Source organism: Pontibacter mangrovi (genome assembly GCF_006385705.1).
Taxonomy (GTDB): Bacteria; Bacteroidota; Bacteroidia; order Cytophagales; family Hymenobacteraceae; genus Pontibacter; species Pontibacter mangrovi.
In genome coordinates, this window is record NZ_VFRQ01000004.1 from 23,174 (window position 1) to 49,344 (window position 26,171).

Genomic DNA, 26,171 nt, shown 5'->3' on the forward strand with positions numbered 1-26,171 from the left:
ATAAGGTAAACTTCTGGGTTAAACGCAAGACGGACAGGCAGGTTGCCTGATTTTTATAAAGGCATTGTAATTTTAGCCTGATTTTGCCTAATATTTTATAAGAATCGTATAAAATATTGATATTGGATATGGATAAAGTATGGCTGCAGCAACTGGTAAAAAAGGTATACTTCGGCATGGCCGCCGCTCCCGAAAGCTGGTGCTGTTGCTGTTATGGCTGTTGGTTGGCTGTGCAGCGCCTCCCTCCGGCACTAAGCGGCTTAAAACAAAGTATGTCGTGATAGTGGTGATAGACGGGGTGCGCAACTCAGAGACCTGGGGAAATGTGCCCGGCATTATTCCGAACATGGCGACGGCCCTGAAACCGCAGAGTGCTTTTTTGCCGAACTTCTACAACGATGCCTACACGTATACCAACTCCGGGCATACGGCCATCATCACCGGCGTTAACCAGCCTATTGATAACTACGGCGATGAGCTGCCAGCCAATCCTTCCATTTTCCAGTACTTTCTGAAACAGAGCGGCAAGCCGGCAACAGCAGCCTGGATCGTGTCGAGTAAGGATAAGCTGCACATACTGGCAAACACCTGGCGCCCTGACTGGAAAGGCACGTATCAGCCCTCACTAAACGCAGGCGTAAACGGCCCCGGCACGGGCTACCGCATGGACTCCCTGACGCTGGTGGTGGCAAAAAATGTGCTGCAGACCTACCACCCGAACCTGATGCTCATCAATTTTATGGAACCCGACGGCTACGCGCATGCCGGCAACTGGCCTTACTACCTGCGGGGCATTGCCCGCGACGACCGCTATGTGAAGGAACTGTGGGATTTCCTGAACAGCGACAAGACTTTTAAAGGAAAGACCACCTTGCTGATAACCACCGACCACGGCCGCCACCTGGACGGCATAGACGGCGGTTGGCAGGAGCACGGCGATCACTGCGCCGGGTGCCAGCAGATCTTTCTGATGGCGCTGGGCCCTGACTTTAAAAGGGGGCAGGTTGAAACTCCGCATACCCTCATCGACATTGCCCCCACGGTGGCAGCGCTCCTTCGCTTTAAAATGGACTCGCTGGTAGTAGTGCCCCGCATAGACACTGTAAAAGTTACAGCTGCATTAGATACCGCAGCAATAGAGGGGAAAGCTGACTCTATCCGCCTGGTGCTGGTGCCGGACACTACTGTGCTGAAGGGGCGCGTAATGCAGGAGCTTTTCAAATAAATAGAACCGGGTTTATACTTCAAGCTCCTCCCAAAGCCGAAAAGTAAAACCGTAAGCCGCTGCAAGTATGAAAACGTGGCTGTTATACTTTCTTCTGTTGTTGCCGGTTTGCTGCAAACCGCAGCAACTGCTGGCACAGGCCGACACCGCTGCGCTTACAGCTGAAGAACTGCAAAACCCGCTTTTCCTGACCGAGGAGGTGCTGCGCTTCACGCTCCGGGTAGATATGAACTCACTATTGAAGGACAGGGGAGAGCACCGCAAAGACCACCAGGCGGTCATCACTTATTTAAACCCGGATGGCACCACTGTGGAGGAGAAGCTGAAGGTGAAAGTTCGGGGCAACCGCCGCCGCGACCCCAGAGTATGCGATTTCCCGCCGCTGCAGCTTAACTTCTCGCGCAAAACCGTAGCGGGCACTGTTTTCGGGAAGGTGAACAAGCTGAAAATGGTGACGCACTGCCTGAACGACGAATATGTGCTGCGCGAGTTCCTGGTTTATAAACTATATAATGTGCTGACGGATACCAGTTTTCGGGCGCGGCTGTGCCAGGTAACGTACCAGGACCAGCGGGGCAAGGGCAAGGAGGAGGTGCGGTATGCGTTTCTGCTGGAGGACGATGACATTATGGCCGCTCGCCAGAAGGCCGTGGTGATGCCGGAGGAACTGCTGGTGCGCATGGACCGGACAGAGACTATGGCGATGGCAAAGCTGGCTTTTTTTCAGTTCATGATCGGAAACACGGATTGGTCGGTGCCCTACCGCCACAACATAGACCTGCTGGCATTCCGCGTGGCGGGCCCACCCGTACCTGTTCCGTTCGATTTTGACTATGCAGGCATTGTGGCCGCTCCCTATGCCACACCGCCGCCAGAGCTTGGCATCACGTCGGTAAGGCAGCGGCTATTTAGGGGCTATAGTTACCCCGACGAAGTATACGTGCAGGTGCGGGAGTTCTTTAACAGGCGCAGGCCGGCCATTTACAAAGTATACCAAAGTTTCCCGCTGCTGGACAGGCGCTATATCCGGCAGACCACCAAATACCTCGACCAGTTTTACGAAGTCCTGAACGACTCCAAAGACTTTAACAATGCCTTTGTGCGGCAAGGGCAGCAGAACGAACGGGTAAGGGTGGTGGTGAAAGGGCTGGAAAAATAAAATCCCTTCCGGCTAATCAGAAGGGATTTTATACTTTATACTTACATCAACTCGGCGAGCTCCAGCCAGCGAAACTCTTTTTCTTCCAGCTGCTCGTTTATACTTTCCAGTTCCGATGCCAGGGCGTGCAGGGTTTCATGGTCAGTTACGGTGCCGCTGTTCATGGTTTCTATGATCTCCGCTTTGCGGTTTTCCAGCTGCTCAATCTCCTGTTCCAGGCGCTCATACTCCTTTTTCTCGTTATAAGTGGCTTTGCGCTTGTTGTTTGGCTGTTCTGGCTTCTTCTCGGCAGCAGGTGCCGGGGCGGCCGCTTTGGCCTCTTCCTGCTCCAGCTTGCCCTGTTTCTCCTGCTCTTTCTGCCACTCGCGGTAATCGGTGTAGTTGCCGGGGAAGTTGCGGATCTTGCCATCACCCTCAAACACGAACAGGTGCTCCACCAGTCGGTCCATAAAGTAGCGGTCGTGGCTCACGATGAGCAGGCAGCCGCCGAAGTTCAGCAGGAAGTCCTCCAGGATGTTGAGCGTGATGATGTCCAGGTCGTTGGTGGGCTCATCAAGGATGAGGAAGTTCGGGTTTTTGATGAGCACGCGCAAGAGCTGCAGGCGGCGCTTTTCGCCGCCGCTCAGCTTGCTTACAAACGTATACTGCTGCGGCGGCGCGAACTGGAAGTGCTGCAGAAACTGGCTCGCCGTGATCACCTCGCCGTTGGCCATCTCCACCACCTCGGCTATTTCCTTCACAATGTCGATCACGCGCTGGTCTTCCTTATACTCCAGCTCATCCTGGGTATAGTAGCCGAAAACAGTAGTCTGGCCAGCGTCAATGATACCTGCATCCGGCTGCAGCTTGCCCGTGAGCATGTTCAGGAACGTGGATTTGCCGGCTCCGTTTGGACCAACAATGCCAATGCGGTCCTTCTTCTTAAACACATAGCTGAAGTCGTCCACGATCTTCTTCTCGCCAAAAGATTTAGAGATATGGTCTACCTCGATGATCTTACCGCCCTGGCGCGTGGTCTTTACCGACAGCTCCAGCTGCGGGCCAGCGGTTTTCTTGGCGGCTTTCTCCTTCAGTTCCTCAAAGGCATCCACTCTATACTTGGCCTTGGTGCCACGGGCCTTCGGCTGCCGTCTTATCCAGTCCAGCTCCTTGCGCATCAGGTTGCGGGCCTTCTCGGTTTCGGCGGCGGCAGATAGCTCGCGCTCGGCTTTCTTCTCCAGGAAATAGCTGTAGTTGCCCTTGTAAGTATAAATCTCGCCGTTGTCGAGCTCCGCGATCTCGTTAGCCACCTTATCCAGGAAATAGCGGTCGTGGGTTACCATTAGCAGCGTGGTGTTCTGCGTGCTCAGCATCCCCTCCAGCCACTCAATCGTGTCCAGGTCCAGGTGGTTGGTGGGCTCGTCGAGTATGAGCATGTCCGGTTCCTCTATCAGCACACGGGCCATGGCCACCCGCTTGCGCTGCCCGCCGGAGAGGCTCTTGATCGGCACATCCAGGTTGTTGATGCCCAGCTTGGAGAGGATCTGCTTCACCTTCACCTCAAAGTCCCAGGCCTGCAGCTCGTCCATGCGCTCCATGAGTTTCTGCATTTTCTCGGCGCCGGTGTTTGGGTTGGCGATGGCGGCCTCATAGTCCTTTATCAGCTGCAGCGTGTCGTTCTGCATCGAGAAAATGGTCTGCTGCACGGTCAGCTCTTCGTCGAACTCCGGGTTTTGGCCCAGGTAGCCGATGCTCACCTCTTTGCGCACGCTCACGCTGCCCTCGTCGGGCGGCAGCTTGCCGGCCAGTATGTTGAGCAGGGTGGTTTTTCCGGAGCCGTTTACGCCCACCAGCACCACGCGCTGCCCCTGGCTGATGCCAAAGTTCAGGTTCTTGAAAAGCCAGCGGTCGCCGAAGCTTTTGGATATATTCTCAGCTGATAAGTAATTCATACTACAAAGTTAGCGATGTGCCGACACAAAAGATAATGCAGCAGCTACAAAACAGGCAAGTATAAAAAAAGGCCGGCCTTGCGGGCCAGCCTTTCCGTAGCTTTTAAAGTTTGTTTTTAATGGATAGTCTCCTGCGTGGCGTGGCGCCTGGCGAAAGACTCGCTCGGTTTGCGGTGCGTGGTAAGCGAGGCAAGTATGGCAAACACACCACCGATGAGGTGCGGCATAAATACGCGGTCTGCAAAGTTAAATATCCACGGCGACAGGGCCAGAATCACACCCAGGCCAAAATCCACCATCAGGTGCGACTGCATCGGTATCTTGTGCACCAGGCCTACCTCAAAATCTGTCATCACGGTCATTAGCAACGTAGCTATACCTGCTATCACTATTGTCCAGGTTGCCCAACTGGCATCCGAAAAATCGAAAAGCCAGGGGGCGGCTATAAAAATAAGCCCTACCACATAATCCAGTATCCCGTGAAAACGGGTCGGAATAAATCTCATAATAATCCTCCTTTCGTACTTAGTTTACAGTGTTTTATACGGCACGGAGCGGAATAGTATGAAAAAATGATGCAATTTTTGAGGGAATGGCTATTCGTTTACGACCAAGGCGCGGGCAAAGTAATCGTGCAGCATTTGGCTGCGGCGCGAGTTTACCATCAGTATAAAGCCAAGGCCAAAGGGCAGCAGCGACAGGATTTTGCCGAAGTAGCGCAGGTTAGCCTGTGCAAATGTTACAGGTTTGCCGCGCAGGTCGGTTACCCGCAGGCCAAGCGTAAACTTGCCAATGGTAGCCTGTTTCTGCGACGACTCCAGCAAGGTATAGTATGCCCAGTGAATGATCGGGAAGTATGGGTTCAGGAACATGACTTTAGCCACCAGCAGGAGCTCCGCCATGTTAAAGCCGTTCAGGGCCAGGTGGTTCCACGACTCAAACTCATCGGGCACAACGCCCAGGCCATAGGCAATGAAGGTATAGGAAAACACCAGGAGGGTCGTGTCTACCAGAAAAGAAACCAGGCGCGCCGAAAGTGTTCCGTAAAGGGGTGACCGTTTTACAGTAGGGGCAGACGGAAGAATATAGGTGCTTTGCATGGCTATAGGGCGTTTAAAGAGTTTGTGGCGCGGCGGCCAGTTCTTCGTTATCAACTTTCCGTGGTCAGGAACACCTTTGGCAAGGATAGCACCCTGGTGGAGTGCTACAGTGGCGTAAAACTTTTATAAAAATAAAATATTATTGTTTATCAACAAACTTTTTGCAGTTTATTTATTCAGAGCGATTTATGTTTGTATGTATTTTGTTGCTAATATAACTTTTCGGTGTAAAGCATGATTCAAAAAGGTTACAAAACTTGGTGAATGTATATTTTGAGAGGGTGAATGACACAACTATTCAGCTAATCGTTAATTTAGCCTGAGATGAAGGAAGAAAAAAGAGACAGACCTATCGGTATTTTTGATAGTGGAATTGGAGGCTTGACTGTGGCTCAGGCGATTATAAACCTGCTGCCCAACGAGCGCATCGTATACTTCGGCGACACAGCCCACTTGCCCTACGGCGACAAGTCCACGGCGGCCATACAAGCCTACGCGGTTAAGATCTGCGACCTGCTGATCAGGCAGAACTGCAAGGTTATACTTATCGCCTGCAACTCGGCCTCGGCGGCAGCCTATGAACTGGTGAAGGAGTATGTGGGCAGCAAAGCCAAAGTGCTGAACGTGATTGATCCGACGGTGCAGTACGTAGGCCAAACCTACCCGCATAAAACCATAGGGCTGATCGGAACGAAGCAAACCGTGAACTCCAACGTGTACCGCAAAAAGGTAGATGAGTTGGACAAGGGCATAACTCTGAAGTCGGTGGCCACGCCGCTGCTGGCCGCCATGATAGAGGAAGGCTTTTTTAACGACTCCATTTCCGAAAGTGTGATCAACGCTTACCTTTCCGACCCGCAGTTGCAGGGGATTGAGGCACTTATTCTGGGCTGCACGCACTACCCGCTCATCAAAAAGCAGATTGAAAAGTATTATGGAGGGCAGGTAGATGTGCTGGATGCCAGCCAGATTGTGGCGCAGCAGGTAAAAGATTACCTGGAGCAGCACGGCCTTTTGGCCAAAGAGCGCTCCGGCGACCACCACTTCTACGTCTCCGACTTTACCCGCTCTTTCGAGGAAAGCACCCGCATCTTCTTCAAGCGCAAAGTGCACCTGGAGCATTACCCGCTGTGGGAGTAGGGGGAGATAGAAAGTTAGAGATTTAGAAAGTTAAAGAGTTAGAAAGTGTTTGTTTGTAGGGACAGGTCGCGACCTGTCCGCACGATAGCCTAAACCTTCTAGCGCAAGCGTCCGCTTGTGCTGCCGCAGTATAAAGAGTTTCCCTCCTTCACCAAGCCTAATATCCAGGACCTGTTCCAGGAGAGGGGCAGGGGGCGGCATGGCGGATAATCCTAAAAGTCGAATTTAACCCACTTGATCACTGGTCTAAAATCCTGTCCATCCCTTAATCCCTAAATCCTGATTCTGACAAAATTCAATTCTCCGAATTTAACCCTACCTTTGCGGGAATAAAAACAAACGCCTATGCTCGCTTTTCTGCTGACTTTGGGGGCCTTGCTGGGAGTGGTGATTGTGCTGGCCTATGCCGAGCGCAAGGTGGCCGCTTTTATGCAGGACCGCATGGGGCCTACCGAGGCGGGGCCGCAGGGCTCGCTGCAGGCGGTGGCCGACGTGCTGAAGCTGCTGCAGAAAGAAGACATTGTGCCCGCCGCCGCCGATAAGAAGCTGTTCAAGCTGGCGCCCATCCTCATTTTCGCGGCCGTTTTCGCTGGCTTTGCCGTCATTCCGTTTACGCCGGCCCTGGTGCCGGCCGGGATCGGTATCGGCGTATTTTACCTGCTGGCCATCGTGTCGCTGGATGTGGTGGGGCTGCTGATGGCAGGCTGGGGCTCGAATAACAAGTATGCCATGCTGGGGGCGATGCGCTCGGTGGCGCAGATCGTGTCGTATGAGATTCCGGCCGGGCTGGCTATACTTTCGGCGGTGATGGTTTGCCAGTCGTTGGATTTCCAGGAGATCAGCTACCAACAAGGTGCTTTGATGAACCAGTTTCCGGGGCTGGAGTATGAGATGAACTGGCTATTCGGTATCGAGGCGCTGGGTATCAATACCACCACCATTGGCGGTATCACCACCTGGAACATTTTCCGGGCGCCCATACTTCTGGTAGCCTTTGTGATCTACTTTATCGCCTCGCTGGCCGAGAGCAACCGCGCCCCGTTCGATATTCCGGAGGCGGAGTCGGAGCTGGTGGCAGGTTTTCACGTAGAATATTCAGGCTTCCGGTTTGCGGTGCTGTTTCTGGCCGAGTATAGTATGATGGTGCTGGTATGCCTGGTGGCTGTAGTATTGTTTCTGGGCAGCTGGAACACGCCTTTGCCGAACATCGGCCCTGTGGCGCTGGCCTACTGGACCTCCGGCACGGCAGGAGAAGTATCAAGTATAGGTTGGGGCATCTTCTGGCTCCTGAGCAAAACCTTTGTGCTGCTGTTCCTGCAGCTGCAGCTCCGCTGGACGTACCCGCGCCTGCGCGTGGACCAGCTCATGCACCTGTGCTGGAAAGTGCTGACGCCCATTGCCTTGGCTGTTGTATTGATAGCCGGTATTTGGCGGTTGTTGATGATATGATTTTAGTGTCATTTCGAGTACTCTTGAGGCGAGAGCCGAAAAGAGCCAGCGCAGCTGTGAGAAATCTATCTGGAATTCTAAATAGATCTCTCATTACATTCGAGATGACAGAACTATAGAACTAATTCCCCTCCTCGGAGGGGTTAGGGGTGGGTTAACACTCCACATAAGATTATGGAGCAAAAAGCCATAAAACATAAAACCGGTTTCTGGTACGTGGTGAAGTCGCTGCTGAGCGGCCTGGGTTTGACGTGGAAGCACTTCAAAAACGCCCGCAACCGCCGCACGCCGGAGTATGTGTCGGACGAGAACTACTTTAAGCAGCCTGATGGCATGGCAACGCTGAAGTATCCGTACGAGGCCATTCCTGTGCCCGACAACGGCCGCTACCGCCTGCACAACGAGATCGACGACTGCATTGTCTGCGACCTCTGCGCCAAAGTATGCCCGGTCAACTGCATCACCATTGAGTCGGTGAAGGCTACGGAGGATATCGGCACCACATCAGACGGCACCAAGAAGCGCCTCTACGCACCGGTGTTCGATATCGACATGGCCAAGTGCTGCTACTGCGGCCTCTGCACCACCGTCTGCCCCACCGACTGCATCACCATGACGCCGGTGTACGATTTCTCGGAAGTAGACATCAAGAACATGGTCTACCACTTCACCGACCTCAGCCCGGAGCAGGCCGAGGAGAAGAAGCTGCTGCTGGCAAAGCAGCAGGAGGAAATGGCGGCAGCCAAGGCAGCTGCGCTGGCAGCGAGGAAACAAGGTTAATTGTTAAATTGCTGCATTGTTAAATTGTTAAAAGAAAGACATAGCGCAAGCGTCCGCTTGTGCTGCTGCAAGGAGCTAAAAAAGGCACAAGCGGACGCTTGCGCCAGAAGACTAACAACGAACAACGAATAACTGAAACCGTGCTTTTCTACCTCTTCGCCATACTTGCCATACTATCTGCAGCCTACATGGTGCTGACGCGCAACCTGCTGTATGCGGGCTTTTCGCTGCTGATCACGCTGCTGAGTGTGGCCGGTATTTACGTGTTGCTGTTCGCTGATTTTATCGCCGTTACGCAGCTGATGGTGTATGTGGGCGGGGTGCTGGTGCTCATACTTTTCGGCATCATGCTCAGCAGCCGCGTGCACGACAAGTCGGTGCTGTCGGAGAGCGTGAACAAAGTATGGGGAACGCTGGTGGCCGGGCTTATACTGGTGGGCTTGAGCTATACTATATTGAAGGCGAATATCAGCGCGCTGCCGTGGCTGCAAACCACGCAACTAGATGTGTTGGGAAACCAGAAAAGTACGGTGCAAAGTATAGGCATCAAGCTGATGACGGATGTGGTGGTGCCGTTTGAGCTGGCCTCGCTGCTGCTGCTCGTCGCCCTGATGGGGGCCGCCTACATCGCCACCGACAAACAGAAAGTATAAGTATGGAACAGATCCCGTTAGAGCATATTTTACTCCTGAGCGCCGTGTTGTTCAGCATCGGCATCCTGGCCGTTATCTCCAAGCGCCACGCGGTGGTGGTGCTGATGGGTATTGAGCTGATCTTCAACGCCGCCAACCTGAACCTGGTGGCTTTCAGTCGGCACGATCCGCAGCTGCTGCAGGGGCAGGTGTTTTCGCTGTTTGTGATATTGGTGGCCGCCGCCGAGGCTGCCGTGGCGCTGGCCATCGTGCTGCGGGTGTATCAGTATTTTAAAACGGCTAACCTGAATCAGATCATAATTCCGGAAAAATAACGGCTATGGTGCAGAAATCTACCTTCAGAGTATCAAAAATGGACTGCCCGTCGGAAGAGCAGATGATCCGGATGAGGCTGGAAGGTGATGAGCGCATTAAACACCTGGATTTTGATATTCCGGGTAGGCAGTTAACCGTCTTTCATTCCGGGGAGGCTACTCCTATAGCGGGTGCCATCAACGAGCTGAAGCTGGATGCGACCTTACTCTCTTCGGAAGAAACAGAGGCAGCAACCGTGGCGCCACAACCTGCCGCAGAACGGAAGCTGCTGTGGATCGTGCTGCTGATCAATTTCGGTTTTTTCGTGCTGGAGATGATCACCGGCTTCCTCTCCAAATCCATGGGCCTGGTGGCCGACGCGCTGGACATGCTGGCCGATGCCTTTGTTTACGGGATGGCGCTGTTCGCGGTAGGAGGGGTCGCCAGCCGCAAAAAAAGCATCGCCAGGATCAGCGGTTACCTGCAGCTGGGCCTGGCCATACTTGGTTTTGCGGAGGTTATCCGCAGGTTCCTTGGCTTTGAGGCCACGCCTGTATTCCAGACCATGATCATCGTGTCTTTCCTGGCCTTGCTGGGCAATGCCGCCTCCCTTTACGTGCTGCAGAAGTCGAAGAGCAAGGAGGCCCACATGCAGGCCAGCGTCATCTTTACTTCCAACGACGTGATCGCGAACATCGGCGTGATCTTGGCAGGGGTGCTGGTATACTTTACCGGTTCTAACATCCCTGACCTGGTGATCGGCGCCCTTGTGTTCCTGCTGGTGGCTAGAGGCGCTTTCCGCATCCTGAGCCTGTCCAAGCAGTAAGAAAGCCCTTTCTGCTATATAGAGTTCAAGATTAGCTATTAAGAGAAGCGCATTCTCCTTAACTTTGCCCGCTGTTAGCTGGCCCGGCCACGCGTACCAGAAACCAAACCAGAAGCATACCTTGGAGCTATCCGAACTTTTGAAGCCTTTGGCTGCCACCCCCGAAACCGCTGCCGCACTGGTGGTGCTGTTGCTGCCGCTGCTGGGTTTCCTGGTGCTGTTTCTGGCGGGTAAGCGCCTGCCGCGCCACGGCGACTGGCTGGGTATTGGGCTTACGGCAGTGGCCTTTATACTTTCCGGCTGGCTGTTCTCGCAAGTATGGAATACCGCCACTTTCCACACACGCACCACCTGGTTCAGCGTGCCGGGGAACTCCCTGGCTGATTTTACGGCCGGAATCCTGCTCGACAACCTCAGCGTGCTGATGCTGGTGATCGTTACATTCATCTCGCTCTTGGTGCAACTGTTCTCGGTGGGCTACATGCACGGCGACAGGGGCTACAGCCGCTATTTTGCCTTCCTGGGCCTGTTTACCTTTAGCATGCTGGGCATTGTGCTGGTGGATAACCTGCTGCTACTGTTCATGTTTTGGGAACTCGTGGGCCTGTCTTCATACCTGCTCATCGGATTCTGGTTTGAAAAACCGGCAGCGGTGGCGGCCAATAAAAAAGCTTTTCTGGTAAACCGCATCGGCGATATCGGCCTGCTACTCGGGCTGTTCGCCTTCTATACTTACTTCCGCACTTTTGATCTGGAAACGCTGCGCGCGCTCATCGGCAACGGCAGCTGGGAGAGCGGCAGCTTCATCGCCACCTATACTTTAAACGGCCAGGACTGGCTAGTGGAACTGGGGTCGGTGTTCCTGACGGCGGCGGGGCTGGGGCTGTTCATGGGCTGCGTGGGCAAATCGGCGCAATTTCCGCTGCAGGTCTGGTTGCCGGATGCCATGCAGGGCCCGACGCCGGTTTCCGCGCTCATACATGCGGCAACCATGGTAGCGGCAGGTGTATATTTGGTGGCCCGCTGCTACGCCTTCTTCACCCTGGAGGCGCTTACCGTTATTGCTATTGTTGGAGCCATTACGGCCCTGATAGGTGCCCTGGTGGCGCTCACGCAGTACGATATCAAAGCCGTGCTGGCTTTCTCCACGATCTCACAATTAGGCTACATGGTGATGGGCATGGGCACGGGCGCACACGACGCGGCACTGTTCCACCTGTCTACCCACGCTTTCTTTAAGGCGGCCCTTTTCCTCAACTCCGGCATCATCATCCATGCCATGCACCGCGGGCTGCACCACCATCACCTGCACCTCGATGCACAGGATATCCGAAACATGGGCGGACTGCGAAAAGCAATGCCGCTCACGTTTTATACTTACCTCGTAGCCACGGCCGCACTGGTGGGTCTGCCGCTGTTCTCCGGTTTTCTTTCCAAGGATGCCATACTTTCCGGCAGCTGGGCCTGGGCGCAGACCATGGGAGGCGGTTTATACTTTGTGGTGCCGGTGATCGGATTTACAGTGGTGTTACTCACGGCTTTTTACATGGCGCGGCACATGTGGTTCATCTTCTTCGGGGAGTTTCGGGCACCTTTTGCGGTGCAGGATGTGCGGCTGAGCGTAGGGCAGGAGGTGGAGCGCGTAATGGTGCTGCCGGTAATTCTGCTGGCCATACTTTCGCTGGGTATCTTCTTCTCGCTCAACCCGCTGAGCTTCGGCAGTAGCTGGCTCATGCAGGGCGTCAGCCTACATAGGCTGAGCCACTCGGCCATACTTTACGGAGAGCTGCTGCAGGCGGTGCAGGCGCAGGATACGGCCAATCATACTCTGCACATTGTCTTCGGCATTCTTTCTACCTTACTCGGTGTGGCAGGCATCAGTTGGGCCATACTCAAGTATAAAAACAGAACGAACGAACAGCTGTGGCAGGAGGAGCCGCAGGGGAAACTGGCGCAGCTCTCGCACCAGCACTTTCGCCTGAACGAGTTTTACGACAGAACCTTTGTGCAGCCAACGTTGGCGTTGGGTCACCAACTTTACCGCATCGACAAGCGCATCATCGATTATACTTTAAACAACGGCAGCAAAGCGCTGGTGATCCTGGCTAAGGTTGTGGCTTGGATAGACCGCTGGGTAGTGGATGGACTGGTGTGGCTGGTAGGGGCGCTCTCAAAGGTGCTGGGACGCGTGGGACGCGGGCTGCAGAACGGCAAGGTGCAGAGCTATTACGCTTACTCCCTGTTCGGATTTATTTTACTGATGCTATATATCATCCTGTTTTGATTTACCTTTGGGATCAGGATTTTCAGGATAAAAGGATTGACAGGATTTGTATCCGGGCTGGTAAAACAATCAGCAATGAACAATCAACAATCAACAATAAACAATCAACAATAAACAAGGTTGATGGATTTTATACTTAGTAGCCTCATTTTTACACCCTTGCTGGCAGCGCTTGTTGTGCTGCTGCTGCCGGTGCACCTGCAGAAGCCGATAAAGGCCGTTACGCTGCTGGGCGCGCTGGTGCAGATGGGGCTGAGCATACTTTTATACTTCCGCTTTGACGGCTCCGCTTTTGCCAACGGACAGCAGGGCTACCAGTTTGTGGAGAAACTGAACTGGATCGGCTTCTCGCTCGGCAATTTGGGCCGCTTCCAGATCGATTATTTTGTGGGCGTGGATGGCGTCAGCATCAGCATGGTGCTGCTCACCGGTATCGTGGGCGTGATCGGGGTGATCTCCTCCTGGAGCATCACCAAAAACGTGAAGGGGTATTTCCTGCTCTACCTGCTGCTGCTCACCAGCGTCATGGGCTGTTTCCTGGCCCTCGACTTCTTCCTGTTCTACCTCTTCTTCGAGTTCATGCTCCTGCCGATGTACTTTTTGATCGGCATCTGGGGCGGGCCGAAACGCGAGTATGCCTCCATCAAGTTCTTCATTTATACCTTGGTGGGCTCGCTCTTTATACTTCTGGTGATGATCGGGTTGTATACTTCAGTGATTGACCCGCAGGCCACGGCGGTGCAAATGGGGCTGCTGGAGCAGGGCAAGGCGGCCAGTGCCGAGGTGCTGACGCAGGTGCAGCAGATGCTGCAGCGCAATCAGGTCAGCAACTATAACCTGGTGCGCACCTTCAGCATTCCGGCCATGATGGAGCCGGCCAATTTTATCCCGAACAGCCTCCTGCACGTGCTTTCCGGAACCATACTTTGGGACTTGCCGCTGCGCTTTATCGCCTTCCTGCTGCTGTTCGCCGGGTTCGCCATCAAGGTGCCGTCGGTGCCGGTGCATACCTGGCTGCCCGATGCGCACGTGGAGGCGCCTACGCCTATCTCGGTGCTGCTGGCGGCCATACTTCTGAAAGTGGGCGGTTATGGTTTGATCCGCATCGTGTACCCGATCTTCCCGGATGCCGGTACCTACTTCTCCATACTTGTAGGGGGGCTGGGCGTGCTGTCGATCATTTACGGGGCGATGAATGCGCTGGCGATGAAAGACCTGAAAAAGCTGATCGCCTATTCGTCGGTATCGCACATGGGCTTTGTGCTGCTGGGGCTGGCCTCGCTCACCAACGAGGGACTGAACGGTGCCATCTATATGATGTTCAGCCATGGCATCATCTCGGCCATGCTCTTCCTGGTGGTAGGCGTAATTTACGACCGCGCCCACGACCGCATGATCCATAACTTCCGTGGCCTGGCCAGCGAGATGCCGGCTTATACTTCCTTTGTGGTCATCGCCTTTTTTGCCTCGCTGGGCATGCCGGGCTTCTCCGGGTTTATCTCGGAGTTGCTGGTGCTGGTGGGCGGGTTCGGAGCGCCGGAGGCTACGGGGCTGCTGCCGCGCTGGCTTACAATAGTAGCGGTGTTTGGACTGCTGCTGAGCGCGGCCTATTACCTGTGGGCACTGCAACGCATGTTCTTCGGCAAGTTCTGGATTTTCCCGGAGTTGCGCGAGCATGCCGTTATCACCGACCTGAACACAAGAGAATACCTGATGCTGGTGCCGCTGGCGGTGCTGGCGCTACTCTTCGGCATTTTCCCGCACCTGCTCCTCGATAAGATCAGCCTGACAGTGAATGGCTTCACTGAAATGGTGCTGCTGCGCGGGCAGGAGCAACTGGGGTTAATTTTTTCAACGCTTAAATAGTGAACGAACAGTCCGCATACTTATCAGAAAAGCTGGATGCCATACTTGCCGGGGCAGGTTCGCTGCTGCCTGAGCTGGTGCTGGCACTGTTCTTCCTGCTGCTCGTTACACTCGACCTGTTCAAAGCTAAAAGTATAAAAAAGCTGCTGCCCTGGCTGGCGCTCACTGGTCTGTTCTGGGTACTGGTGCTGCAGGTGCTGGGCGGCTATACCTCCGGCGACGAACCTTTCCTGAACCTGCTACTCTCGGATGGGCTGGCCCGCTTTGGGGGCATCCTGTTTAGTGCGGCGGGTATTTTTACCATACTGATGGCGCTGCAGCTAAAGCGGCTGGAGAAGCTGAAAGAGGGCAGGGGCGAGTTCTACGCGCTGGTGCTCGTGCTGGTGCTGGGCCTGAATTTGATGGCTAAGTCCGTGAACCTGCTGATGGTGTTCCTGGCCATAGAGACCGTTTCCATCGCCTCCTACATCCTTACCCTTACCTTTAAGCAAGAGAAACGTGCTGTGGAGGCAGGTTTGAAGTACGTGCTGTACGGCGCGCTGTCGGCGGGGGTGATGCTGTATGGCATGTCGTTTTTCTATGGCCTTACCGGTACGCTGAACTATACTTCAGAAGGCTTTGCGCTGGGGCTGCTGCAGGCGGATGCGCTGCTGGTAACCGTGGCGGCCACACTTATACTTGCCGGCTTTTTCTTCAAGATCTCTGCCGCGCCGTTTCATTTCTGGGCCCCGGATGTGTACCAGGGGGCGCCGATGCCGGTGGTGGCGCTGTTCTCTACGGGGCCAAAAATAGCGGGCATCCTGGTTATACTTCGGTTCATCAGCAACTTTACGGACGCTGGATCTTTTGCCGATGTGCAGCTGCTCCTGGGCGTGGCGGCTATCGCGACGCTGGTGATCGGTAACTTCACGGCCTTGTGGCAACGCACGCCGCGCAGGCTGCTGGCCTACTCTTCTGTGTCGCATGCCGGTTTTCTGCTGACGGCGCTGCTGGCTTTTGGTACCGCTTATACTTCCGGTGTGCTGTTTTACCTCTCGGTGCTGCTGTTCATGAACTTCGGCATCTTCCTGCTGCTGCAGGTGGCCGAGGAGAAGTATGGGGTGCAGACGTTGGAGGAATTTTCCGGGCTGGGCCGCCTGCAGCCATACTTTGGCGTGATGGCTATACTATATCTGCTCTCGCTCACGGGCCTGCCGCCGCTGGCCGGTTTCATGGGCAAGCTGCTGATATTTAGTAATGTGTGGGAGGCTTATACTTTGTCCGGAAACACGATGCTGCTGGCGCTGCTGGTGGCCGGAATCCTGCTGACGGGGGTGGCGCTGTTCTATTATATCAAGATACCGTTCTACCTTTTCTTCAAAAGGAATCAATCTCAGGAAAATTTAGTTATTTCACCGTCAGAAAAACTGTTGCTGGCGCTGTTCGCCCTGCCGCTGCTGGTCTTCTTTTTTAAACCCGACCTGCTGCTGCGCTGGATAGAGCAATTGCTGGCCCAGACACTATAAAGCACTCATGAGCGACGCAATTAAGCACGAATGTGGTATCGCCTTAATCAGGCTCCGAAAACCGATTAGCTATTACGCCGAAAAGTATGGCACCCCGATGTATGGCGTCAACAAGCTGTACCTGCTCATGCAGAAGCAGCACAACCGCGGCCAGGACGGTGCGGGTGTCGCCAGCATCAAGATCAACGCCCTGCCCGGCATCGACTACATCAGCCGTTTCCGCTCCGTAAAAACCCGCGCCATCGACAGCATCTTTGGCAAGATTGGCAAGGAGTATAAGGGGTTGAAGGACCAGTACCCGGAGCGCGCCGAGGATGTGGAGTGGGTGTGGGAGAACATGCCTTTCTTGGGTGATGTGTACCTGGGCCACCTGCGTTACGGTACCCACGGCGTAAACAGCGTGGATAACTGCCACCCGATGGTGCGCGAGAACAACTGGCGCAGCCGTTCCCTGGCCGTGGCCGGTAACTTCAACATGACCAACGTGGACGAGCAGTTTCAGAAGCTGTTGGAGCTGGGGCAGCACCCGAAGCAGAAAACCGATACCACCACGGTGCTGGAGAAAATCGGCCATTTCCTGGACGAGGAGAACCAACGGCAGTTCGACTACTACAAAAAAGGCGATTACTCTAACAAGGAGATCACCCAACTGATAGAGCAGAACCTGGACATGCAGCGTGTGCTAAAGCGCGCCGCGAAGGACTTTGACGGCGGGTATGCGATGGCAGGCCTTACCGGGTTTGGCGCCTCCTTTGTGATGCGCGACCCCAACGGCATCCGTCCGGCCTATTATTATGTGGATGACGAGGTGGTGGTAGTGGCCTCGGAGAAGCCCGCCATTAAAACTGCCTTCGGCATTGAGTACAGCGAGATAAAGGAGATTGCTCCTGGCCACGCCCTTATTGTGGACAAAGCCGGTAACCCGGAGATGCAGGAGGTGGTGGAGCCGCGCGAGAAACTGTCGTGCAGCTTTGAGCGCATCTACTTCTCCCGCGGCAACGACCCGGAGATCTATACCGAGCGCAAGAACATGGGCAAGCTGCTGTGCCCTCAGATCCTGAAAGCGGTTAACTACGACCTCAAGAATACAGTGTTCTCCTACATCCCGAACACGGCCGAGACCTCCTGGCTGGGTATGATGAAGGGCATTGAGAACTACCTGCGCGACTACCGCAAAAATGCCATCCTGAACAAAGAACTGAGCGAGGAGCAGCTCGACGATATTCTGCAGTTCAAGCCGCGCGCCGAGAAACTGGTGATCAAAGACGCCAAGCTGCGCACTTTTATTACCGACAACGATAGCCGCGACGACCTGGTAACGCACGTCTACGACACGACCTACGAGGTGGTGAAGAAAGGCGTGGATACGCTGGTGGTGCTGGATGACTCCATCGTGCGCGGCACCACGCTGGAGAAGAGCATCATCAAGATGCTGGACAAACTGGAGCCTAAGAAGATCATCATCGTGTCCTGCGCGCCGCAGATTCGCTATCCGGACTGCTACGGCATCGACATGTCGAGGATGAAGGAGTTCGTGGCCTTTAGAGCGCTGCTCGGATTGCTGAAAGACACGGGCCAGGCCGACAAAGTGCAGGAAACCTATGATAAGTGCTTGGCCGCCGCTGGTACGCCGGCCTTTAAGGAGACTAACTTTGTGCAGGAGCTTTACGACCTGTTCACGCATGATGAGCTATCGGATAAAGTAGCTGAAATCGTGAAGGCACCGGATGTGAAGGCGGAGGTAGAGGTGATTTACCAGACGATTGATGATCTGCACGAGGCTTGCCCGAACCACAAAGGCGACTGGTACTTTACCGGCAATTACCCTACGCCAGGCGGTGTAGGTGTGGTAAACCGCGCCTTCATGAACTTTGTGGAGAACAAATCCGGAAGAGCTTACTAAGAAGTATAAAGTGTAAACTCATACCTGAGCCGGCCGCTGTACCTTGTGCAGCGGCCGGTTTCGTTTTTTCCCCTCTCAGCTAAGAACAGGCAAGATCTCACGCCGCTGTTCCGGGCTTCCTAGTCCGGAACATGATCTGCTTCGGATTTCTTAATCCGCGTTTGCCGAATCCAACCACCCCTGCCCCTCTCCCGAAGCAAGTCCGGGATCCAAGACTTGGCTAAGGAGGGGTATTATACTTCCTACTCTCCCTGTCATCTCGAGTACTCTTGAGGCGAGAGCCGAAAAGAGCCAGCGTAGCTGTGAGAGATCTATCGGGAATTCTAAAGAGAAATCTCTCCCGAAGGTCGAGATGACAGCAAGAACACAGGCTATTGAATTTTATCCCAGCCAAAGGCGAAGCCTCCCGGCCTTGGAGGGAGCCAAAGTATGAATTTCAACTTTAGGCATGTAAGACTGAGGATGAGCAGCAGCTAGAAAGGATAGCTTGGTTCAGGGTGCAGAAAGCAGCGGCTATTAGAGAGCGGCACAAGCGGACGCTTGCGCCAGAGAAGTATAAAAGCAGCGGCTATGAAAGTATAAACTTTAATGCGGGAGCAAAATTATGCCTCCATTAAACTTTACCCCACCGCTACAGTCAAAGTTTGCAATATAGCATTGCCATAGTATAGCATTTTATCCTCCTGATGCTTAACTTGATAGTTGAAACTTGTCTAAACCTTAATTACTTATTCCAACCTTACGAATGAAGAAAATCTTTACCATTGCAGCCTGCCTTGCTTTAAGCGCAGGGAGTGTGATGGCGCAGGAGACTTTTCCGCGCAACGGCGTGTATGATGAACGCGCCGGACTCGTGGCCTTTACCAACGCCACCGTTCACACCGATTATAAAACCACCATTCCTAACGCCACGCTTGTTATCCGCGACGGCAAAGTAGAGGCCGTAGGCGAAAATGTGAAAGTGCCAGCCGGAGCCGTGGTGATGGATGCCAAAGGCAAGCATATCTACCCAGGTTTGGTGGATATGTTCAGCGACTATGGCCTGCCAGAGGTAAAGGCAGAGCGCCGCAGCTGGACTGCACCGCCACAACTGGAGTCCACTAAGGAAGGAGTTTATAACTGGAACGAGGCCATACGCCCGGAAACGGATGCGGTAGCGCTGTTTAATGTAAATGGCAAACAAGCCGGGGAACTGCGCAAGCTTGGCTTCGGAAGTGTGCTGGCCGTGCACCGCGATGGCATAGCCCGTGGCACTGCCACCCTGGTGACACTGGCGGAGAAGCGCGGAAACGAGGTGGTGCTGAAAGACAAGGCTGCCGGAGCGCTGTCCTTCGACAAAGGCTCTTCAAAACAAGATTACCCAAGCTCGCTGATGGGCGCTGTGGCCCTGTTGCGCCAGACCTACCTGGATGCCCAGTGGAATGCGCAGAATCCGCAGAAAGAGCAGAACATATCGCTTACAGCCTTTGCACAGGCCAACAAATACCCGCAGATTTTCGAGGCTTCCAACAAGTTGAATATCCTGCGGGCCGATAAAGTAGGGGATGAGTTTGGCAAGCAGTACATCATGAAAGGTGCCGGCGACGAGTACCAGATGCTGCCGCAGATCAAAGCCACCAACGCGCCTATCATCCTGTCGCTTGATTTTCCGGAGGCTTATAACGTAGAGGACCCGTTTGATGCGCGGCGCGTGTCGGTAAAGGACCTGAAGCATTGGGAAATGGCACCTGCCAACGCGGCGCTGCTGCAGCAGGCAGGCGTCACCATCGCTTTCTCTGCCTATGACCTGAAAGACAAAAAGGACTTCCTGCCAAACCTTCGCAAAGCCGTGAAGTATGGCTTGAGCGAAGAGGAGGCCCTGAAAGCCCTGACTGCCACGCCAGCCAAGCTCCTGAACGCGGAAAACCTGGTGGGTAGCCTGAACAAAGGGATGGTAGCCAACTTCCTTATCACCAGCGATAACCTTTTCTCGGAGGATGGCGTGATCCTGGAGAACTGGGTGCAGGGCGAGCAGTACAAAATCGCTGACGTGCCTGCCGATTACCGTGGTGTCTATACGTTGAAGTTGGGCAACGACACGGGCCGCAAACTATTGGTAGCGGGCACCGCCGAGAAGCCGGAGCTGAAGGTAATTGCCCAGGACACCGTGAAAGGCAACATCAGCTTTAACGGAAACCTGGTAACGATCTCTTTTGCCGAGAGCAAAGACAGCAAGCAAAGCATCCGTCTGAGCGGCTGGGTAGCCGGCAAAAACCTGCAGGGCGAAGGCCAGTTGCCAAATGCCTCATCTGTAAAATGGACTGCCGCCTACTCTGAGGCCATGACCGAGAAGGAGAAAAAGGACCGGGCAAAGCAGGCGGAGGAGAATGCCGCTTTCGGCAGCACGATCTATCCGTTCCAGGCGTTTGGCCAGCAGGAGCTTCCGAAGCAGGAGACGGTGCTGATCAAGAATGCCACCGTTTGGACGAACGAGGAGGAAGGCAGGCTGGAGAACGCTGATGTACTGATAAAGAACGGCAAGATCGCCAAGGTGGGCAAGAACCTGAGCGAGTCCGGGGCCAGAGTGATAGACGGTACGGGCAAGCACGTAACGCCGGGCATTATTGATGAGCACTCGCATATTGCGCTGGATGCCGTGAACGAGGGCACCCAGGCCGTAACGGCAGAGGTACGCATGGCCGATGTGGTAGACCCGGAAGACATTAACATTTACCGCCAGTTGGCCGGTGGCGTTACCACGTCGCAGCTGCTGCACGGCTCTGCTAACCCGATTGGCGGGCAGTCGGCTATCGTGAAGCTGCGTTGGGGCAAGAGCGCGGACGAGATGCTGGTAAAGGATGCCGACGGCTACATTAAGTTTGCACTGGGCGAGAACGTGAAGCAGTCGAACTGGGGCAGCGCGCAAACCGTACGGTTCCCGCAATCCAGAATGGGGGTGGAGCAGGTATACGTAGATGCCTTTACCCGCGCCAAAGAGTATGAGAAAGCCTGGAAAAACTACAACAGCCTGTCTAAAAGACAAAAGGCTAAAACCGCAGCCCCGCGCCGCGACCTGGAACTGGACGCCCTGGTGGAGATCCTGAACGACGAGCGCTTCATCACTTGCCACTCTTACGTGCAGTCTGAAATTAACATGCTGATGAACGTGGCCGATGAGATGGGCTTTAAGGTGAACACGTTTACGCATATCCTGGAAGGCTACAAAGTAGCGGATAAGATGAAGGAGCACGGTGTGGGAGGCTCTACCTTCTCCGACTGGTGGGCCTATAAAATGGAGGTGAAGGATGCTATTCCACACAACGCCGGCATCATGAACCAAATGGGCATCGTGACTGCCATTAACTCTGATGACGCCGAGATGGCGCGCCGCCTGAACCAGGAGGCTGCCAAAAGTGTGAAGTATACCGGCATGAGTGAAGAAGACGCTCTGAAAATGGTGACCCTGAACCCGGCCAAGCTCCTGCACCTCGACGATAGAATGGGCAGTATTAAAGCAGGTAAAGACGCCGACGTGGTACTCTGGAATGACCACCCGCTGTCGATCTACGCCAAGCCGCTGAAGACCTTTGTAGACGGCATTGCTTACTACGACCTGGAGCGCGACGAGCAGATGCGGGAGACGCAGGAGAAGGAGCGCATGCGCCTGGTGCAGAAAATGCTGCACGAGAAGGACGGCGGTGCCAAAACGCAAGCCCCACGCACCCAGAAAGCACGCGTGCTGCATTGCGAGGATGTAGCGCAGCAAGAAGAGGAGTTATACTTTGCTTATTAAATTGTTAGTTGTTGATTGTTAATTGTTGTTTTTGAACTATCAACAATAAGCAATCATCAATCAAATAAATGCAACAATTAAAAACATGAAAATCCATAAAAGATATATATCCGCTTTGGTGGCGCTGCTTTTTGCGGTGCCGGTAATGGCGCAGGTGCCGGCCCCGGCGCCAAAGCAAAGCAAGCCGGTGCTGCTGAAAGGCGCTACCCTACATGTGGGCAACGGCCAGGTGGTGGAGAACGCTGCCGTCGGCTTTGAGAACGGTAAAATTACGTATGCTGGCCCCCAGAGCGGCGCTAACCTGAGCGGCTACGAGGTAGTGGACGTGACCGGGCAGCACATTTACCCGGGCCTGATCCAGCCAAACGCAGCGCTTGGCCTGAACGAGGTAGAAAGCGTGCGGGCCACGATTGACTGGCGAGAAGTAGGCGAGCTGAACCCGAACGTGCGTTCCATCATAGCTTATAACACCGATTCTGATATCATCCCTACCGTGCGTGCAAACGGTGTGCTCATGACACAGCTCACGCCAATCGGCGGCACAATCTCCGGCACGTCGTCGGTGGTGCAGCTGGATGCCTGGAACTGGGAGGATGCCATTGTGAAAGCGGATGAGGGCATGCACTTGAACTGGCCGAACATGCTGATCGAGACGGGCAACAGCCGCGGCAACGAACGCCTGAAGCGCATGCAGGAAGAGCGTGAGAAAACAATGCTGGAGCTGGAAAAGCTGTTTCGGGATGCGGCGGTTTACAAAGCCGGCAAGCACGACAGCAAAAACCTGAAGCTGACTTCTATGACGGGGCTGTTCGACGGTTCACAGAAGCTCTACATCCACGCCAACTATGGCAAAGAGATAATAGAGGGAGTGAACTTCGCTAAAAAGCATGGCGTGAAAAATGTGGTGGTGGTAGGTGCCCGTGATGCCGTGGCAGTGGCCGATTTCCTGAAAGCCAACAACATTCCGGTGATTTACTCGGGTGTGCACGTGCTGCCGTCGCGTGCAGAGGAGGATGTGGACATGCCTTACAAAACGCCATACCTTCTGCACAAAGCAGGCATCCTGTTTGCCCTGGACTATGACTTGGCCATTCATGGCATCCGTAACCTGCCGTTCATCGCCGGTACCGCCGCTGCCTATGGCCTGGACAAAGAGCAGGCGCTGGCGTCGGTTACCCTGAACACAGCCAAAATCCTGGGTATTGAGAAGCAGCTGGGCTCCGTGGAGGTTGGCAAAGACGCCACGCTGGTTGTCTCATCCGGCGACCTTCTGGACATGCGCACCAACAACGTGACCTATGCCTACATCCAGGGCCGCCACATCGACCTGAACAACAAGCAGAAATACCTCTACGAGAAGTTTGAGAACAAGTATAAACACCAGCAGCAGCCAGCGCCAGCCGGCGCTACTTCGTCTGCAGGCAAGTAATTTTATACTTGCCCAAAGTATAAATCCGGGCTGCCCAGGTTGGGCAGCCCGGATTTTTTTATGCCTATTGTATAGCCTCCGAAGTAGTTTCCAGGGTGATCTTCTGCTCCAGCAGCGCCTTGTTTTCCACGCCGCGTATCTGCATGGTCATGGTTGGTTGTGGGGCTGCCCAGTCAATGGTGAGTATGCCGAAGTTCAGTGCCCCGACCTGCTCGCCTACCCGGTAGCGGTTGCCGCCTCTGCTGGGCTGGCGGTGGTGCGTCATGCCGCTGGAGGTAATCTCATAAACTGGTTGTCTATAGCCTGCCAGTTCTATTTTTGCCAACTCGCCTACATGCCGGTCGCCGGAGAGCAGGATGGGGTTGGCTGGGTGCGTGTTTTCGAGGAGCTGTAGCAGGCGCTGCCGGGCCTTGGGGTAGGCTGACCAACTGGAGTAAGCATGGCCGTTCGGCAAAACCTGCATGCCGCTGGCGATGATATGGACCTGGGCGTTGCTGTTGGTTAGCTCCTTTTCCAGCCACTGCCACTGCGCCTCTCCCAAAATATCCCCCTCAAAGTTAGGTAAGTACAGGCCAAACAGCTCGTTAAACGGGTCCAGGTGATAGCGGCCATCCAACAGAAGCACTTTAATTTTTTGCTTGCCGGAGCCTAACGTATAGCTGCGGTAAATGCCCTCCTGCTTCCGCACAGGGTCTTGGGCGGGCACTCCCATAAAATCGAGGAACAGCTGCTGGCTTTCTGCTTTTCTGGCAAAAGTGGCATCGGCATCGTTATACCCGAAATCATGGTCGTCCCAGGTGCCGGTAACGGCGGCAGTTTGCAGCAGCGCCTGGTAGCCGGGTTGGTGCAGCTGCCGGTTATACTTGTGTGTCAGCGTGTCCATGTTCTGGGTATCGGCATAGATGTTATCGCCCAGCCAAACCCACAGGTCCGGGGCGGCGGCTACAATGGCAGGCCAAAGCGGCTGCGGCTCGTCCTGGTTGTTGCAGGAGCCAAACGCAATCACGGTTTTTTGCTGCGCCCTCGTGCCGGTGCCCCTTACCAGAAGCAGTGCGAGGAGAAACAGCAGTTTATACCTGAAGCTAAAGTTGCTGGTGTTCATATACACTGTACACCACCGTGCGCGCTTGCGTTCCAGAGATCATGAAAGAATGAAAAGCGCAGCGCACCCAAACGTAAAGTATGAGCGGGCAAAGAGGCCAGGCAAGCAGAAAAGGCCAACGTATATGTTGGCGGTGCGTTTATAGGTATAGAATCTGTGAAACTTAAAAAGATTAACTATGGAAAGAAACAACCAGAATTACCATCGGGAGTTCGATAATAAACTACATAACGAAGAGCGTTGGGACAACCGCGGCGCACAGAGCAGGCACAGTGGCCATGAAAACGAGCGCCGGGACGGTTTCCAGAATTACAGAGACCGCTACAGCAACCGCCACGGCAACTACTACGGCATGCAAAACGAGAATGCGGCCTACCAGAACGTGCGCAGCTCTAACCCTGACCCAAATTTCGGGTATAGAAGCGGAGGGCCGGTTGGGGGCTACGATGCCAGCAGCTACCGTGGCACCACAGACAGCAGCCGCGACCATTACCACTACGGAGACCCAAACCCATACATGCAGAACAGCCGCAACAGGCAAAACGAAGGGTATGAGCGTACCCGCGGCACCGGCTGGGGAGCCGAAGACAACTATGGCACCTATGGGTCCTCGCGCGGCACGAGCTACAGCCAGGGCGGCTACAACCGCCAGGACAACAGCTACCGCACCGGCGGCGAAGGACGCCGCTACAACGAGTATAACCGCGATGAGGACAGGAAAATGTACCGTGGGCGCTCAGACCATGGCTACAACATGCTGGGCATAGACGCCTACTACGACCGGGGCGAGCAGCCGCAGCGCCGGGAGGATAACAACTACCGTGGCAGAAACCAAAGCGACTACTCTAACCGTCATTTCGACGATGAGGACATGCGCTACAGCGGAGAGATCCGCAACAGCGATCGCCGCGACAACTATGCTTCCGGCCTGTATGCGAGCAACCGCTCTTATGTAAGCGACCACGACGACCACAGCCAACGCAGCAGCCGCTACAGAAGGCCAGGCGAGACTTCCGGGCCAGACTATGGCTACGAATCCCGCCAGAGCAGCTACGGCAACGAAACGCCGCGCGCATAATAGCAGCTGATCTAAAATAAAAACCGCCCATGGCTTAGCCATGGGCGGTTTTTATTTTATACTTTCACCCAAAGCCTGCGTAGGTATAGGCAGCCTCCTGTGGTAGGAGGAAATTTATACATGAGTGTGATGAAAAACTGGATACGTATACTTCCGGCCATACTACTGGCCATTTTATTGGTGAGCGCCTGCACGGTGCAGAACAAAAACCCCAACGCCGAGGAAGACACCATCCTGGATGCCTACTGGACGCTGATGTCGCTGGAGGGGCAGGAGGTGCAACGGCCGCAGAGCACCATGACGGCCTTTATCCGGTTTGAGGAAGGAAAGAGCCGCGTGCACGGCTACACCGGCTGCAACAGGTTTAACGGAACGTATACTTACGGCGATGAAAGCCTGGCTATTTCTGAGCTCAGCACCACCCGTATGGCCTGCCCCGACATGGAAATGGAAAACAAGTTCATGGCCATCCTGCGCCGCGTAGACCGGTACGAGGTTTCCGGCGACGTGCTAACGCTTTTTTCCGGCGGCAAAGCAGTAGCTACGTTTATGTCCGGCACGGAGCGCAGCATCGACAACAGGGTAGGTGGAAGCGGCACCCTGGATCTGGACAGTGTAAGAACCGAGTAAAGGCAGCACGGCACTTCTGTTACCCCTTATCCGAAACTGAGAAGG

General features: G+C 54.5%; 20 protein-coding genes. 16 read left to right on the forward strand and 4 right to left on the reverse strand.

Features of this window, described 5'->3' with window-relative positions; genetic code table 11:
* Nucleotides 1–139: 139 nt before the first annotated feature.
* Nucleotides 140–1,225, forward strand: a complete 1,086-nt coding sequence (locus tag FJM65_RS08450) for an alkaline phosphatase family protein (protein WP_140621082.1) — start codon at nucleotides 140–142, stop codon at nucleotides 1,223–1,225.
* A 67-nt stretch (nucleotides 1,226–1,292) separates the two neighbouring features.
* Complete coding sequence (locus FJM65_RS08455) at nucleotides 1,293–2,384, forward strand: hypothetical protein (RefSeq protein ID WP_140621083.1); 1,092 nt, start codon at nucleotides 1,293–1,295, stop codon at nucleotides 2,382–2,384.
* Nucleotides 2,385–2,425: 41 nt separating this feature from the next.
* Here the strand turns inward: FJM65_RS08455 and FJM65_RS08460 are convergent, their stop codons facing one another.
* From FJM65_RS08460 to FJM65_RS08470, 3 genes are all read right to left on the reverse strand, one after another.
* Nucleotides 2,426–4,315 carry an ABC-F family ATP-binding cassette domain-containing protein gene (locus tag FJM65_RS08460; protein WP_140621084.1) on the reverse strand — a complete coding sequence of 630 codons (1,890 nt, stop codon included), beginning with the start codon at nucleotides 4,313–4,315 and terminating at the stop codon, nucleotides 2,426–2,428.
* 116 nt (nucleotides 4,316–4,431) lie between these two features.
* Nucleotides 4,432–4,821, reverse strand: a complete 390-nt coding sequence (locus FJM65_RS08465; RefSeq protein WP_140621085.1) for an SPW repeat domain-containing protein — start codon at nucleotides 4,819–4,821, stop codon at nucleotides 4,432–4,434.
* Nucleotides 4,822–4,911: 90 nt separating this feature from the next.
* Nucleotides 4,912–5,415 carry an RDD family protein gene (locus tag FJM65_RS08470; protein ID WP_140621086.1) on the reverse strand — a complete coding sequence of 168 codons (504 nt, stop codon included), beginning with the start codon at nucleotides 5,413–5,415 and terminating at the stop codon, nucleotides 4,912–4,914.
* 324 nt (nucleotides 5,416–5,739) lie between these two features.
* Between FJM65_RS08470 and murI the strand changes: the two genes are divergently transcribed.
* From murI to FJM65_RS08530, 12 genes are all read left to right on the forward strand, one after another.
* Nucleotides 5,740–6,555 carry a glutamate racemase gene (murI, locus tag FJM65_RS08475; protein WP_140621087.1) on the forward strand — a complete coding sequence of 272 codons (816 nt, stop codon included), beginning with the start codon at nucleotides 5,740–5,742 and terminating at the stop codon, nucleotides 6,553–6,555.
* Between the two features lie 345 nt (nucleotides 6,556–6,900).
* Nucleotides 6,901–8,004, forward strand: coding sequence for a complex I subunit 1/NuoH family protein (locus tag FJM65_RS08480; protein WP_140621088.1), 1,104 nt, complete (start codon nucleotides 6,901–6,903; stop codon nucleotides 8,002–8,004).
* A 174-nt stretch (nucleotides 8,005–8,178) separates the two neighbouring features.
* Nucleotides 8,179–8,784, forward strand: coding sequence for a NuoI/complex I 23 kDa subunit family protein (locus FJM65_RS08485; RefSeq protein WP_140621089.1), 606 nt, complete (start codon nucleotides 8,179–8,181; stop codon nucleotides 8,782–8,784).
* Nucleotides 8,785–8,882: 98 nt separating this feature from the next.
* Nucleotides 8,883–9,437 carry an NADH-quinone oxidoreductase subunit J family protein gene (locus FJM65_RS08490; protein WP_239022884.1) on the forward strand — a complete coding sequence of 185 codons (555 nt, stop codon included), beginning with the start codon at nucleotides 8,883–8,885 and terminating at the stop codon, nucleotides 9,435–9,437.
* Nucleotides 9,438–9,439: 2 nt separating this feature from the next.
* On the forward strand, nucleotides 9,440–9,751 hold the full coding sequence (gene nuoK / locus FJM65_RS08495) for an NADH-quinone oxidoreductase subunit NuoK (protein ID WP_140621090.1): 312 nt from the start codon (nucleotides 9,440–9,442) through the stop codon (nucleotides 9,749–9,751).
* A gap of 8 nt (nucleotides 9,752–9,759) precedes the next feature.
* Nucleotides 9,760–10,557 carry a cation transporter gene (locus FJM65_RS08500; RefSeq protein ID WP_140621403.1) on the forward strand — a complete coding sequence of 266 codons (798 nt, stop codon included), beginning with the start codon at nucleotides 9,760–9,762 and terminating at the stop codon, nucleotides 10,555–10,557.
* 121 nt (nucleotides 10,558–10,678) lie between these two features.
* Nucleotides 10,679–12,841 carry an NADH-quinone oxidoreductase subunit L gene (gene nuoL, locus FJM65_RS08505; protein ID WP_239022885.1) on the forward strand — a complete coding sequence of 721 codons (2,163 nt, stop codon included), beginning with the start codon at nucleotides 10,679–10,681 and terminating at the stop codon, nucleotides 12,839–12,841.
* A gap of 123 nt (nucleotides 12,842–12,964) precedes the next feature.
* Nucleotides 12,965–14,707: a complex I subunit 4 family protein gene (locus FJM65_RS08510; RefSeq protein WP_140621091.1), complete on the forward strand. Its 1,743-nt coding sequence runs from the start codon at nucleotides 12,965–12,967 to the stop codon at nucleotides 14,705–14,707.
* Nucleotides 14,707–16,212 carry an NADH-quinone oxidoreductase subunit N gene (locus FJM65_RS08515; RefSeq protein WP_140621092.1) on the forward strand — a complete coding sequence of 502 codons (1,506 nt, stop codon included), beginning with the start codon at nucleotides 14,707–14,709 and terminating at the stop codon, nucleotides 16,210–16,212. The genes FJM65_RS08510 and FJM65_RS08515 overlap by 1 nt, the downstream gene beginning before the upstream one ends.
* Before the next feature lie 7 nt (nucleotides 16,213–16,219).
* Nucleotides 16,220–18,115 carry an amidophosphoribosyltransferase gene (locus FJM65_RS08520; protein ID WP_140621093.1) on the forward strand — a complete coding sequence of 632 codons (1,896 nt, stop codon included), beginning with the start codon at nucleotides 16,220–16,222 and terminating at the stop codon, nucleotides 18,113–18,115.
* Between the two features lie 745 nt (nucleotides 18,116–18,860).
* The gene (locus FJM65_RS08525) at nucleotides 18,861–21,887 is read left to right on the forward strand and encodes an amidohydrolase family protein (RefSeq protein ID WP_140621094.1); all 3,027 of its coding nucleotides are present in this window, start codon (nucleotides 18,861–18,863) and stop codon (nucleotides 21,885–21,887) included.
* An 85-nt stretch (nucleotides 21,888–21,972) separates the two neighbouring features.
* Entirely contained in the window at nucleotides 21,973–23,316 is a 1,344-nt protein-coding gene (locus FJM65_RS08530) for an amidohydrolase family protein (protein ID WP_140621095.1), read from the forward strand.
* 64 nt (nucleotides 23,317–23,380) lie between these two features.
* Here FJM65_RS08530 and FJM65_RS08535 read toward each other — a convergent pair whose 3' ends face one another.
* The gene (locus tag FJM65_RS08535; protein ID WP_140621096.1) at nucleotides 23,381–24,418 is read right to left on the reverse strand and encodes an alkaline phosphatase D family protein; all 1,038 of its coding nucleotides are present in this window, start codon (nucleotides 24,416–24,418) and stop codon (nucleotides 23,381–23,383) included.
* Between the two features lie 178 nt (nucleotides 24,419–24,596).
* Between FJM65_RS08535 and FJM65_RS08540 the strand changes: the two genes are divergently transcribed.
* Nucleotides 24,597–25,496, forward strand: a complete 900-nt coding sequence (locus tag FJM65_RS08540) for a hypothetical protein (protein WP_140621097.1) — start codon at nucleotides 24,597–24,599, stop codon at nucleotides 25,494–25,496.
* Between the two features lie 129 nt (nucleotides 25,497–25,625).
* A complete protein-coding gene (locus FJM65_RS08545; RefSeq protein ID WP_181163679.1) occupies nucleotides 25,626–26,126 on the forward strand; it encodes an META domain-containing protein in 501 nt (166 codons plus the stop codon).
* Nucleotides 26,127–26,171: the final 45 nt, after the last annotated feature.